Origin of the sequence: Streptomyces albidochromogenes (assembly GCF_005981925.1) — a bacterium.
Lineage (GTDB): Bacteria > Actinomycetota > Actinomycetes > Streptomycetales > Streptomycetaceae > Streptomyces > Streptomyces albidochromogenes.
In genome coordinates this window covers 1-12,108 of the sequence record NZ_VBVX01000208.1, presented here as the reverse complement: position 1 = coordinate 12,108, position 12,108 = coordinate 1, and the positions used below count along the sequence as shown (strand labels likewise).

16 protein-coding genes and 1 pseudogene are annotated in these 12,108 nt (G+C 72.1%); 11 read left to right on the top strand and 6 right to left on the bottom strand.

What is annotated here, in order from left to right:
* Nucleotides 1-314: 314 nt before the first annotated feature.
* Nucleotides 315-2,087, top strand: a complete 1,773-nt coding sequence (locus E2E34_RS23695; protein ID WP_244316017.1) for a PP2C family protein-serine/threonine phosphatase — start codon at nucleotides 315-317, stop codon at nucleotides 2,085-2,087.
* Between the two features lie 10 nt (nucleotides 2,088-2,097).
* On the opposite strand, the gene E2E34_RS23690 is transcribed toward E2E34_RS23695, so the two are convergent.
* Nucleotides 2,098-2,565, bottom strand: a complete 468-nt coding sequence (locus E2E34_RS23690; RefSeq protein ID WP_138903940.1) for a protein-tyrosine phosphatase family protein — start codon at nucleotides 2,563-2,565, stop codon at nucleotides 2,098-2,100.
* Between the two features lie 191 nt (nucleotides 2,566-2,756).
* Between E2E34_RS23690 and E2E34_RS23685 the strand changes: the two genes are divergently transcribed.
* Entirely contained in the window at nucleotides 2,757-2,993 is a 237-nt protein-coding gene (locus tag E2E34_RS23685; RefSeq protein WP_138903939.1) for a chaplin, read from the top strand.
* A gap of 70 nt (nucleotides 2,994-3,063) precedes the next feature.
* On the opposite strand, the pseudogene E2E34_RS23680 reads toward E2E34_RS23685, so the two are convergent.
* Nucleotides 3,064-3,857: pseudogene (locus tag E2E34_RS23680) on the bottom strand (VOC family protein).
* A 273-nt stretch (nucleotides 3,858-4,130) separates the two neighbouring features.
* On the opposite strand from E2E34_RS23680, the gene E2E34_RS23675 reads away from it, so the two are divergent.
* The 8 genes from E2E34_RS23675 to E2E34_RS23640 all read left to right on the top strand — a co-directional run bounded on the left by E2E34_RS23675 (nucleotide 4,131) and on the right by E2E34_RS23640 (nucleotide 8,995).
* On the top strand, nucleotides 4,131-4,634 hold the full coding sequence (locus E2E34_RS23675; protein WP_138903938.1) for an allene oxide cyclase barrel-like domain-containing protein: 504 nt from the start codon (nucleotides 4,131-4,133) through the stop codon (nucleotides 4,632-4,634).
* A 100-nt stretch (nucleotides 4,635-4,734) separates the two neighbouring features.
* Nucleotides 4,735-5,967: an FUSC family protein gene (locus E2E34_RS23670; RefSeq protein ID WP_244316015.1), complete on the top strand. Its 1,233-nt coding sequence runs from the start codon at nucleotides 4,735-4,737 to the stop codon at nucleotides 5,965-5,967.
* 84 nt (nucleotides 5,968-6,051) lie between these two features.
* A complete protein-coding gene (locus E2E34_RS23665; RefSeq protein ID WP_138903936.1) occupies nucleotides 6,052-6,510 on the top strand; it encodes an SRPBCC family protein in 459 nt (152 codons plus the stop codon).
* Nucleotides 6,511-6,692: 182 nt separating this feature from the next.
* Nucleotides 6,693-7,118, top strand: a complete 426-nt coding sequence (locus tag E2E34_RS23660; RefSeq protein ID WP_138903935.1) for an Hsp20/alpha crystallin family protein — start codon at nucleotides 6,693-6,695, stop codon at nucleotides 7,116-7,118.
* A gap of 108 nt (nucleotides 7,119-7,226) precedes the next feature.
* Complete coding sequence (locus tag E2E34_RS23655) at nucleotides 7,227-7,622, top strand: DUF2267 domain-containing protein (RefSeq protein ID WP_138903934.1); 396 nt, start codon at nucleotides 7,227-7,229, stop codon at nucleotides 7,620-7,622.
* 193 nt (nucleotides 7,623-7,815) lie between these two features.
* A complete protein-coding gene (locus E2E34_RS23650; protein WP_138903933.1) occupies nucleotides 7,816-8,217 on the top strand; it encodes a DUF2267 domain-containing protein in 402 nt (133 codons plus the stop codon).
* Nucleotides 8,218-8,330: 113 nt separating this feature from the next.
* Nucleotides 8,331-8,603, top strand: a complete 273-nt coding sequence (locus E2E34_RS23645; protein ID WP_138903932.1) for a ribbon-helix-helix protein, CopG family — start codon at nucleotides 8,331-8,333, stop codon at nucleotides 8,601-8,603.
* Nucleotides 8,600-8,995 carry a hypothetical protein gene (locus tag E2E34_RS23640; RefSeq protein WP_138903931.1) on the top strand — a complete coding sequence of 132 codons (396 nt, stop codon included), beginning with the start codon at nucleotides 8,600-8,602 and terminating at the stop codon, nucleotides 8,993-8,995. The genes E2E34_RS23645 and E2E34_RS23640 overlap by 4 nt, the downstream gene beginning before the upstream one ends.
* A gap of 20 nt (nucleotides 8,996-9,015) precedes the next feature.
* On the opposite strand, the gene E2E34_RS23635 is transcribed toward E2E34_RS23640, so the two are convergent.
* Nucleotides 9,016-9,876 carry a hypothetical protein gene (locus E2E34_RS23635; RefSeq protein ID WP_138903930.1) on the bottom strand — a complete coding sequence of 287 codons (861 nt, stop codon included), beginning with the start codon at nucleotides 9,874-9,876 and terminating at the stop codon, nucleotides 9,016-9,018.
* A gap of 206 nt (nucleotides 9,877-10,082) precedes the next feature.
* Between E2E34_RS23635 and E2E34_RS23630 the strand changes: the two genes are divergently transcribed.
* Nucleotides 10,083-10,487 (top strand): YidB family protein, encoded by a 405-nt coding sequence (locus tag E2E34_RS23630; RefSeq protein ID WP_138903929.1) that lies wholly within the window; start codon nucleotides 10,083-10,085, stop codon nucleotides 10,485-10,487.
* Nucleotides 10,488-10,560: 73 nt separating this feature from the next.
* Here the strand turns inward: E2E34_RS23630 and E2E34_RS37045 are convergent, their stop codons facing one another.
* From E2E34_RS37045 to E2E34_RS23620, 3 genes are all read right to left on the bottom strand, one after another.
* On the bottom strand, nucleotides 10,561-10,695 hold the full coding sequence (locus E2E34_RS37045; RefSeq protein WP_279637900.1) for a hypothetical protein: 135 nt from the start codon (nucleotides 10,693-10,695) through the stop codon (nucleotides 10,561-10,563).
* A 148-nt stretch (nucleotides 10,696-10,843) separates the two neighbouring features.
* Nucleotides 10,844-11,185, bottom strand: coding sequence for a MerR family transcriptional regulator (locus tag E2E34_RS23625; RefSeq protein ID WP_138903928.1), 342 nt, complete (start codon nucleotides 11,183-11,185; stop codon nucleotides 10,844-10,846).
* Nucleotides 11,186-11,393: 208 nt separating this feature from the next.
* Nucleotides 11,394-11,810: an SRPBCC family protein gene (locus E2E34_RS23620; RefSeq protein ID WP_138903927.1), complete on the bottom strand. Its 417-nt coding sequence runs from the start codon at nucleotides 11,808-11,810 to the stop codon at nucleotides 11,394-11,396.
* Between the last annotated feature and the right edge of the window lie 298 nt (nucleotides 11,811-12,108).

Genomic DNA, 12,108 nt, shown 5'->3' with positions numbered 1-12,108 from the left:
GGTCACCCGCTTCAGTCGAGCTCTGGCCAGCACGATCCAGCGCATTGTCTTCCTTCCCTGGCGCTCTTCGTGATGTGGGTGTGTCCGTCCCGAAAGCGCCCGACACGGGACCAAGGTCCCGACCCGCCGGGGCCTTCGGCACCACCTGTCCGGCGCCTCCGTGCTCCGGCCACGGCCCTCGGCGACCGGCCGGGTGGCGCCGAGCGTTCGCGCGTCTCGGGGGCGGAACCTACGATCGGCGAGAACGGACCCTGCCGCGCCCAACCGGAGGTCAGCACCGTGAATGTCCTGGACAGCGGGGCGGTGACGACCTTGTGAGCTTCTCCCTGCCGGGCGTCCCGGACCTGCCGGACGACGTGGACGGCCTGAAGGCGCTCATCGAGCGCGAGGTCGCCGCACTGCGCGCCGACGTACGGCGCAAGGCGGAGGAACGCCTGCCGCTCGCGAGCGCCATCACCCACGCGTCGCCCTTGAGCAGCCGGTCCCTTGAGACCTTCACCTCGGGCACGCCCGGTCCGACGAGCGGCTTCCCGGCGGCCGCGGCCGAGCACGCGAGCTGCGCCGACGCCTCGCCCGGCCAGGACCCGTGGGCCTGCCTGTGCTCCAGCATGTCGGCCATCCCCGTCTCGGCGGCTCTGCTGGACCCGGTGCTGGACGAGAGCGGCGGAATCACGGACTTCGTCATCCGCGCCGGCAACCATGTCCGCTCGTCGGAATGGCTCGAAGCACCGGACACCCAGGTCGGGCAGCGGTTCCTGGAGGCGCGCCCCGGAGCCGCCACGAGCGGGCTGCTGGCCGCGCTGGCCTCCGTCTTCACCTCCGGCCGCGCCCTCAACGGGCTGGCCGTGGACTACACGGAGGAGCGGCACGGCCGCCTGCGCCGCGCCCCCCTCCTGTACTACGCGGCCTCCTGCGGCGACCATCTGCTGACCACCTGGGTGCCGGCGCGCAGCGAGGCGGAGATCCTCACCCTCGACGCCCAGCACATCGCGTCGATGGGCTGGGGGCAATGGGACCTGCTCTCCGGGCATGTCACCTGGTCGGAGGGGCTGCACCGCATCTTCCGTACCGACACGAGGATGCCGTGGTCCCTGACCGAGCTGTGCGACGCGGTCCTGCCCGGTGAGATCGCTGCCCTCGCGGAGCTGATCACCGCCGTCCTCGCCGGGGAGGAACCCGCGTGGACGCGCATCCGCTTCCGGGTGTACGGCGAAGTGCGCACCCTGGACGTCCTCGGCAGACCCGTCGCGGGAATCGACGGCCGCCCCTGGGCCGTCCACCTCGTGGCGCGCGACCTGACCCCGCAGATGCGCAGCCGGCGCCGCCTGGCGGAGACCCAGCGCGAGACGGAGCGGCTGCGTCAGCAGGCCGAGGCGGAACGGCACATCGCCTCCGTCATGCGCGAGGCCCTCCTGCCGACGCACTCCGCGGAGCTGGCCGAGCTGGGACTCACCGTGGCCGCCGCCTACCTGCCGGCCGAGCCCGACGCGGCCGTGGGCGGCGACTGGTACAAGTGCCGCCGGCTGCGGGACGGGCGGGCGCTCCTCGCCATCGGGGACGCCGTCGGCCACGGGCTGGACGCCGTGGCCCGGATGGCGCAGCAGCGCCACGCACTCGCCGGCCTCGCCCAGACGGGCGCTTCGGCGGGCGAGATGGCGACGTGGCTGAACGAGCTGCTGTGCGGTGACGCGTCCGCGATGACCGCGACCATGATCACCGGGCATGTCGACCACGACCGTGTCCTGCACTGGGCGTGCGCGGGCCATCCGCCTCCGCTGCTGCGGCGGGGCAAGGAGGTGTCACCGCTGTCGTCCGGCCACCTCGGCCCGCTGCTCGGCCTGATGCCCGGGTACGCGTACGAGACCGCTCAGGTGCCGCTGCGCAGCGGTGACCTGCTGCTCCTCTACACCGACGGGGTGGTCGAACGCCGGGGGGAGGACATCACCGAGGGCATCGGCAACCTCAGCCGCAGCCTCGCGGAGAACGCCGGACTCTCACCCCGCGAGACCCTCGACCGGATCATCGCCGAGTACAAGCGCACCGCCCACGACGACGACGCCTGCCTGCTCGCCGTCCAGGTGGACTGACAGGCAGGCATCACTCCGCGCGGGCACGGGACCCGCCGGGTTGCGCCCCGTCGCCGAAGCGCCGTACGAAGCGCTTCTGCCAGGGCGTCTCCACGGCCCTCGGGTGGTAGTGCCGGCGGGTGTACGCCACGGCCTCGTCCGGCGACACCCCGTCCAGGACGGCCAGGCACGCCAGCGCCGTACCGGTGCGTCCCCGGCCGCCACCGCAGGCGATCTCCACGCGCTCGCCGGCCGCCCGCTCCAGGGCTTCGGCCAGTACGTCCCGGGCCTGGCGGCGGTCGCTCGGCAGCCGGAAGTCCGGCCAGCGCAGCCACCGGGCCTCCCACGCCACGGGCGGCGGCTCCTTGCCCAACAGGTGGACGGCGAAGGACGGCGCCGGCCCCGCGGGCAGCGGACGGCGCAGGCCCCGGCCGCGTACGAGCAGGCCGGACGGCAGCCTCATCACTCCGGCGTCGGACGGACCCCACGTCTCACTCACGCGCCCACTCTAGGCCGGTGGTCCGGGCTCCGGGAAGGAAGCGGCATTCCGGGGCTCGTCCGGGCGGCCCGCGCGCAGCCGTGTGAACATCCGCGTCCGTCCGGGTGGTGCCGCGGAGCTGATGGGGTGTCAGGGGGCACCTCTCCAGCGGCGCGCACGAGCGCGTCGGATCCTTTTCCTAGGAGAGCAATATGCGTATCCGCACCGCGATCGCCGCCACCGCCCTGGCCGCATCCGCCGTCCTCGCCGGCGCCGGCTCCGCCAGTGCCGACGCCTACGCCGAGGGCAAGGTGAAGCGCTCGCCCGGTTTCCTCTCGGGCAACCTCGTCCAGATCCCGATCCACGCCCCGATCAACGTCTGCGGCAACACCGTCAACGTCATCGGTCTGCTCAACCCGGCCCTCGGCAACCGCTGCTTCAACAAGTAGTCACCGTCGCCGCGCCGCGGGCCGCGGGGGAGTCACGCTCCCCGCGGCCCGCGCGCCCGGCCGTACCGTCTCAGGCGGCCGACATCTTCGGCATCTCGCCACTCGTGGTCGTCAGGTCGATCACGGCGAACGCCGCGCCCTGCGGACCGCAAGCGCCGCGAACCGGCCGAACGGGCTGTCCATGGGCCCGAAGTGCAGCGTGCCGCCGCGCTCCGTCGCCTTCGCCACCGCCGCGTCGCAGTCCTCGACGGTGAAGTACACCTGGATGTACGGGGGGATCTCCGGCGGGAAGTCGTCCGTCATCGTCATCCGCCCCAGGGCGGCGTCGTCACCGACGTTGAAGACCTTGAAGTCGATCGCGTCGTCCTCCATCCGCTGCGCGGTGTAAGGGAAGACGGCGGGGAAGAAGGCGTCCGACTTCTCCGGCGCGCGCGTGAAGACCTCGGCCCAGGCGTACGCTCCGGGCTCACCGCGCTTCTCGAAGCCCTCGTGCCGGCCCGCCTGCCAGACGCCGAACGTGGCGCCACTGGGGTCCTTGGCCAGCAGCATCGAGCCGAAGTCGCCGACCTGCATCGGCTCCATCAGCACCTCGCCGCCGTTGTCGGTGATCTTCCGTGCGGTGGCGGCGACGTCCGGCGACGCGAGGTACAGGCACCAGGACGACGGGGCGTCCTGGCCGGGCATCGGCGGGACGACGGCGGCCACCGCCTTGCCGTCGGAGTACGCCTGGGTGTAGTCGCCGTACTCGGTCGAACTCTCGGCAAAGGTCCAGCCCAGCACGTCGCCGTAGAAGCTCTTGGCACCCTCCACATCGGTGAACATCGCGTCGGCCCAGCACGGAACGCCCTCTGGTTGTGCGGCCATCGTTTCGCTCTCTCCTGCTCGGTGATTGGTCCGTATTCATCACGGTATCCAGTCATTTGCCCGTGTGCAGGGCTCGCGTCCGTGCCCGTCGCCGCGCCGGACCGATCCGCGTGCGGGTCCCCGCGAGGCCGAAGGGGTGACAGTACGCAACCAGGTGAGTGACGCCACGCCCGTGGCGATCACCCGCGGCGCCTTCCGTGCGTTGAGGTGGGCTCGCGCATTCGCCCGCGGCCCCCGAGCCGGGCGACTCCTCTCTCATCCACTGGAGGTTCCATGCTCCGTTTCCGTGCCCGACAGCTGTCCGCCGCCGTGACCACCGCCGCCATGGCGATGACCGTCACGGGCGCCTTCGCCCTCACGGCCCAGGCGGCCCCGGCGCCGAAGGCCGAGTCCAAGACGAAGGTGCTCAACTGGCTGGCGCACAAGCACTCGGACAGCATGCCGCGCAAGCTGCGCAAGGGCGGCGACTGGACGTCGTACGCGTACCTGTACGACATCAAGAAGGGCAAGGTCGGCAAGAAGATCGGTGACGCCACCGCCCACTGCAGCGCCGTCGAGGTGACGCCCCACAGCGTCATCGCCCAGTGCCAGAGCGTGCTGCGCACCGACCACGGCAGCATCACCGTCAGCGGCACGGTGGACCACCGCGGCAACGGCCCGTACGGCGGCGACGCGGCGATCACCGGCGGCACCGGCAAGTACGAGGACGCCGAGGGCCAGGTCGAGGCCGTCTTCCACGGCGACTACGCCAAGCTGCGCATCACTCTCGACGACTGACGGGGTGTACGCCGGCCGCCCGCCCCGCCACCGGGGCGGGCGGTCGGGTGATTGACGGCCGATGGTGCCTGTGTGGGGGGAGAGGGGGAACAAGCCTAGGGTGCCTGAAGTTACCGACCCGCTGCTGAATCTCGTCAAGCGGCACAAAGAGCCCGTGGTCGTACAGACCGTCAGGTCCACCGTCGCCGCGGTGATCTCCTACGTCGTCGCCCTGGCGCTGAGCAGCGAACCGGCGCCGCTGACCGCCCCGCTGACCGCGCTGCTCGTCGTCCAGGTCACCCTGTACGCCACGCTCACGACCAGCATGCGGCGCATGAACTCGGTGGTGGCCGGGGTGGTCATCGCCATCGGCTTCAGCTCCTTGGTGGGCCTGAGCTGGTGGAGCCTCGGGCTCATCATTCTCGCCTCGCTGACCCTCGGCCGGTTCGTGAAGGCCGGCGAGTTCGTGCCCGAGGTGGCGATCAGCGCCATGCTGGTGCTCGGGGTGACGCGGGTGGCCGCGACGGCCTGGGACCGGGTGCTGGAGACGCTGATCGGCGCGGTCGTCGGACTTCTCTTCAACGTCCTGTTCGCCCCGCCGGTGTGGGTGCAGCCCGCCAGCGCCGCCATCGAAGGCCTCGCCGGCCGCATGCGCGACCTGTTCGTCCGGCTCGGGGACCAGGTGCTCGGCCACACCACCGTGGCGGAGGCGGCCGAGGTGCTGCACGACGCGCGGCGCCTGGACCACGACATCGTCGAGGTCGACGCCTCCCTGCGGCAGGCGGAGGACAGCCTGCGCCTGAACCCCCGGGTCAAGGAGGGCCTGCTCTTCCGGGTCGTCCTGCGGACCGGCCTGGACACCCTGGAGATCTCCGCCGTGGTGCTCCGTACGGCGTGCCGCACCCTGACCGACCTCGCCAAGGCGCGTACCGACGAGCCGCTCTTCCCGCAGCAGATCGCGACCGGCCTCTCGGAGCTGTTCGTCCACATGGCCCGGGCGGTCGAGAGCTTCGCCGTACTCATCACCACGCAGGTCAGCGTCAACGCCGAGGAGGCCGAGGAGCGGCTCGTCAGGGAGCTCGCCGCGAGCCGCGCCAGTCGCGAGATCGTGGCGCACCTGCTGCTCGACGGCGTGCAGGAGCACCCGCGCCAGTGGCAGCTGCACGGCGCGCTGCTGGCCGAGATCGACCGGATCCTGGACGAGCTGGACGTGGAGAAGCGGTCCATGCGGCTGGTGGAGGAACTGGACCGGCAGTCGCGCGAACAACGGGAGAAGTACCCCGTGGTGGACAAGCTCCGCGGCAGGCTGCGCCTCGGCCGCTCCCGTGAGGTGCCCGAGGAAACCCTCGACTAGGGACGCGACGACCGGGTACACGGTGCTCGTGCCAAGATCCGCGCGGCAGACACGCTGCCGCGCGTCACCCAAGAGGAGGCGCAGATGAGCACGGTGAAGGAGACGGTAGAGGTCGAGGTCCCCGTTCGCACCGCCTACAACCAGTGGACGCAGTTCGAGGAGTTCCCGAACTTCATGGAGGGGGTTGAGGAAGTCAGGCAGATCGACGACCGCCACAACCACTGGACCACGAAGATCGGCGGTGTCACACGCGAGTTCGACACCGAGATCGTCGACCAGCTCCCGGACGAGCGGATCACCTGGCGTACCACGGGCGGCGACACGCACCAGAAGGGCATGGTCCGGTTCCAGCGGCTGGACGACACGCACACGCGCGTGGAGCTCGTGATGGACGTCGAGGCGAGCGGCGCGGCGGAGAAGGCCGCGGACATGACCGGCATGATCGACCGGCGCGTGAAGGGTGACATGCGGCGGTTCAAGGAGTTCATCGAGCACCGCGACGGCGAATCCGGATCCTGGCGCGGCCGCATCACGCCCGGCTGACCCCCGCAGGATCCCGGGCAGGCGGCACATCGACGGCTCTGACGCTCCGCGGCGTCAGGGCCGTCGCCGCTGCCCGGGCAGGGTGGCGACACGGGATTGAGCGAGGGCTTGTCAAGTTTGCTGCGGCGAGCTATATAGATGTTGTCGCCATGTGCATCCCGTATCCGGGAAAGGAGTGACCGATGATGCTCATGCGTACCGACCCCTTCCGTGAACTCGACCGCCTCACCCAGCAGCTGACGGGTACCAACGCGAGGCCCGCCGCCATGCCGATGGACGCCTTCCGGCAGGGCGACACGTTCGTCGTCGAACTGGACCTCCCCGGCGTGGACCCCGAGTCGATCGACCTGGACGTCGAGCGCAACGTGCTGACCGTACGGGCCGAGCGCCGCTCCCGCGCGGGACAGGGCGCGGAGGTCCTGATCGCGGAACGGCCGACCGGTTCCTTCAGCCGCCAGATGTTCCTGGGCGAGACGCTGGACACCGAGCGCATCGACGCGTCGTACGACGCCGGAGTGCTGCGCCTGACCATTCCCGTCGCGGAACAGGCCAAGCCGCGCAAGATCTCGATCTCCGGGGGCAGCGGCCCCAAGGAGATCAACGGCTGACCCCGGCGGGGCGGGACCGGTGCCGCCGGTCCCGCCCCACCCTCCCGCGCCCCGCCGCGAGCGGGCGCGAGCCCCACAGCACCCGTACGTACGAGAGAGGCCGGCGGCATGGTCATGAAATGGGACGCGTTCCTGTCCGCCGTGCAGGAACGGGGTCAGTACCCCTCGCGGCAGGAGGCCGAGCGGGCGACCAGGGTGGTGATCGCCCTCCTGGGCGCGCACGTCGTCGGCTCCGAGCGGTCCGAACTGGCCGCGCGGCTGCCGGAAGGCTGCGCGCTGCTGCTGCTCAACCCGTTGCCCGCCGCCGAACCGCTCGGGCCCGAGCGGTTCGTACGGGCGACGGCGGCGTGGATCGACGGCGCCACGGAGGAGACGGCGAAGTGGGACGTCAGCGCCGTTCTCAGCGTCGTCGCCGACGCGGCCGACGACGACCTGATGCGCCGCGTCCTGCTCCAGCTGCCTCCCGGCTACGACCTCCTCTTCGGCCGCCCCCAGTCGTCGTGAGCCGTGGGGCGTTCGGCGGAGTCGACGCGGCGGCCGGGCGGGCCCGCGCATAAGGTGCTGCCTTCCTGAAGTGGGGGCATGCTGATGTGGGACACCTCGCAAAACAGCAGAAAGCGCACATAAGCACCACATGAGTAACAACCGGATCCCTCCGGTCATCACGAAAACAGCAGAGAGGCAGGTAGCCACAGTGATGCGGTGGAACGAACTCGTACAGCAGGTCCGCGCCTCAGGGCAGTACGCCACCGACGCCGAGGCGGAGCGCGTCCTGCGCACCGTACTGACTGTGCTGGGCACGCATACCAGTGGTGAAGAGCGCCGCGAACTGGTGCGCCTGCTGCCCGTGGAAGCGGCCGTCATCCTCGCCCGCCAGGCCCCGGCGGCCCGGTCCCTGACCGCACCGGAGTTCGTCGAAACCGTCGCCGCGCGACTCGGGGGGCTTACGCACCCGGCCGCGCGATGGGGAGTGAGCTCCGTGCTCGGCGTCGTGGCCGACTGCGTGGGCGACGACCTCACCCGCCGCATCACCGCGTTGCTGCCCAGGGGTTACGCCCTGCTCTTCGGCCGCGCCGAACTGGCCCCCGCGGCCGCCTGAGCCCGCGGCGGAAGCCGCCTGCCGACCGGGGGAACGCTCGCCGAGCGTTCCCCCTTCCGCTTGCTTCCCGCGTCCCGCTGCCGGTTGTGTGCATACGGCCGTACGCTTGCTGTATGGCGGAGAAGGAACGCGTGACCATCACGATCCCGGCGGAGAGCGCGGCCGCGCTGCGGCGGCTCGCCAAGGAGAAGCGCATCGAGTCCGTGTCGGCGTACGTGACCGAGGCGGTCGAGGAGCGCCTGGGCCGCGAGGAACGCGCCCAGCGCATCATCGAGGGCTGGGCCGCCGAGGTCGAACGGGCCGGCGTCGAGGAATGGGCCGAGGCCGTGGAGTGGGCGCGCGCCTCCGACCGGCGGGGAGACGACGCGGGGGGCGCTGCCGCGTGATCGGCGGATACATCCTCGACGCAGGCGCGATAAGGCAGCTCGTCCTCGGCAGGCCCTTCATGGTGGCCCGGCTGGTCGTCTCGGTCGAGCAGATCCAGGTCCTGTACGTCCCCACCACGGCCCTGGCCGCGGGCCTGACCGGTTACGACGTCTCACCCCGGCGGCGGGAGCAGGTCGACCTCGCGCTGGCCGCTCCGGTCTTCGAGTTCCACCGTCTCGACCGCCCGGCGGCGCTCGCCGTCGCCGAACTCGCCACCATGGCCCAGGTCGACCTGGCCACCGCCCACGCCGGCCACCTCGCCCTGCGACGGCCGGGCTGGCCGGTCATCACCGACCGCCCGGCCGAGCTGCACAAGATGCACCCGGGCATCGAAACGGTCGAGCTGCCGTAACCGGCCGGCCGGCTCCGCCGTCACTCCGCTTCGCGCGCCGCCTCCTCGGCCCGGCGACGGGCCGAGCGCGCCTCGGCGGCGGCCTCCCTGGCGCGGCTCCGCGCCTCGGCTACCTCGTCGCGGGCCGCCCGCTGCCGCTCCTTGGCGGCCTTCAACCGCTCGGCCAGGGTGGACGCCTCGTCCTCGGCCTCCCGCAGTCGGCTCTCCGCCCGCGTACGTTCCTCCTCGCGGGTCAGTGCCCGCTCCTGCGCGGCGGTCGCCTCGCTCTCGGCCTTCCCGGCCCGCGCACGCCGCTGTGCCCGCGCCCTCTGCTCGCGCTCGTCCCGCTGCCTCTGGCTCTTCGTCGTCCCGCTGTCGGTCGCGGCGGGGCGGGAAGCCGTGCGCGCCGCGGCGTCCGGGGTGGTGGCAGCGGTGAATCCGACCGGCGGGCTGAGCGGTTTGGCAAGGCACCCGGCAGCCCATTCCCGCGCCGCCCGCGGGTCGGCGAGGACGGCGTGCAGGGTGCTCTCCACCTCGTGCCGCACGTCCTCGCTGACCGGATGCCCGGCCTCGGCGGCCAGTTGCCCCGCCTGCCGGGCCAGCGCGCCGACGAGGTCGTGCTGGCGCCGGCCCAGCTCCCGCAACTGATCCCCGTCGAGCTCCCGGTGGGCCCGGCGCATGCCTTCGCCGAGGCTCAGCAGCGGCTGCACCTGCTCGGGCAGGCGGCGTACGAGCAGATTGCTCGCCCAGGCGGACAGCGTCGGACGGCGCAGCGCCTGGATCCGGCCCGCCAGCTCGCGGTCGCCCGCCGTGCGGGCCGCCGCCACGCGCTCGTTCCTGGCCGGCGTGAAGTCGGCCGGGGGCAGCCCGTACAGCTCGTCGGTGACGCTCTCCAGGTCCACGGTCCTCCCTCTCACCCGCTCCCATCATCTGCCCGCCGGGGCGGGAAGCGGCGATGCGGCGGTCGCGATCGGCCTAGCGCACGCCGGTATACGGGTGACTTCCCGAGTAGCGGAACGCCGGTGGGGAAAGCGGATGGCACGATCGGCCGCGGGGCCGCTGAACGCCCCACCGGCGTGTACGGGTACCGACGAAAAGAGGGCTGGCCGTGGCGGGAGAGGATCTGGGGCGTCTGTTCCAGGGGCTGCTGGGCAGTGGCGACGCGAGAGCCGGCCTGCTCGGCTCGCTGCTGGACGAGCTGGGCGGCAGTACGGCGGGAACCGGCAACCCGCTCGACGGGCTGCTGGCGGCGCTCGGCGAAGGCGGTCTGGGCCACCAGGCGCACTCCTGGGTGGCGGCGGGCCCCAACGAGCCCGTCGACGGCACGCAGCTCGTGGGCGCGCTGCCGCCGGACACCCTCGACGAGGTCGGCCGGCGAGCGGGGCTGACCGCGGCCGAGGCGGCCGACCAGCTGGCGCAGGTCCTGCCGGAGGCGGTGGACCGGCTGACGCCCGGGGGGCAGCTGCCGCACGACACGTCGCTGGAAGACCTGATCAAGTCGCACACCCCGTGACGCCCTGACCTCCTGACGCCGCTCCCTGGTGGTCGCACCGGGCCGGGTGTACGTCGACGGCCGGGCGGGGCGACTACGCGGGGCCGGGTTCGCCCTCGTCGTTGTCGTCCCGCTCTCCCTCCGCCTGGGACGGCGTGGTCTGCCGTACGTCCTCGTGCGTCTCGCCCTCGCGCTCGCCCTCTGCCTGGGAAGGTGACTGCTCGGTCATCGCTGGGTCCTCACTGCCGGGAGCCGTTGGTGTGGCCGGTGGCCGCCGAAGGGCGCGGCCCCGCACACACCAATCTTCGGCGTACGGCACCTTTCCTGCGATCCGGCGGCCCCGCCCGGCGGGCGCGGGGTCCTCCACCAGGTCGGCGTCACGCGGTGTGCGGCTTGCGCAGTTCGTCGTTGAGACGCAGGGCTTCTTCGAGCTGGTCTTCCAGGATGACGATGCGGCAGGCGGCCTCGATCGGCGTACCGGCGTCGACGAGCTCGCGTGCGCGGGCCGCGATGCGCAACTGGTAGCGGGAGTACCGCCGGTGGCCGCCGGCGGACCGCAGAGGGGTGATGAGCCGGGCCTCGCCGATGGCGCGCAGGAAACCGGGCGTCGTGCCGATCATCTCGGCGGCGCGGCCCATCGTGTAGGCGGGGTAGTCGTCGTCGTCGAGCCGGTCGGTGGTGGGTGTTCTCGGGGGGAGCGGGTGGGCTTCTTGCGTCATTTGCACCTCTTCTGGGACGCGTCGAGGGGCCCCGGCGCCGTACGGCACCGGGGCCCCGAGGGGTTCTCGCACCCTCCGCCGGCTCCGAGCAGGGCAGGTTTCCGGGCGCGTCGCGCTGATCTGGTGGGCTGTCTCGTAAACCTTAGCGACGCGGGGCGTGGATGTCTATCGCCGCCGCGACAGATATTCAGGCGTGCCGCACAACGGATCAGCCGCCGCTCCCGCTGCCGACGCGCAGCCGCACCTGCTGCTCCAGCCGTTCGAGGCTGTCGTCGAGGGCGTCGTGCACGGCCTTCTCGCCGGGGTCGTGCTCCTCGTCGAAGAAGGACAGGTGCACCGTCACCTCGGTGGCCCCACTGCCGATGCCGGCCACCTGGAGCCACCCGGCGTAGCCGCCCTGCTCCCTCGTTCCCCACTCCAGCCGCATCTGCTCCTTCCGGGCGCGCAGCAGGGCCGAGGTGTCCTGGTCGGTGCGGTCCTCGTGGACGGTGACGGCGGGCAGTTCCCCGGCCCGCACGTGCAGCGCCCGCGGCAGCCACTCGTCCAGCCGGTCCACGTCGGCCGCCTGGTCGAAGACCTGCTCGGGCAGTGCGGGCATCGTGCGTGAACGCTCGTATTCGGTCATCACCACACCATTCCTCGGCTCGGAACCGTCCGACGAACGCTTGCCCGGCCGGCCCCGCCTGAAGCCGTGTGCCCGGACAACCACCCGTTCGCCGGAGACCGCGCATCCGGATGGCGAGACGCTCCGGCGGCTCCCGCCGCACCCCTTGACGCGCCTCGCGGGCCCTCACATACTGGCGGCCAAATCGATTTGGCCGAGTCGATGTGGCCCCCGTCCCGGGCCGGATCACGGTCGAAACCGGAGCGAGCCGAACGGAGCTCGAACGTGCCCAGTCCCCGCCCCGCGTCCCTTCACCCCC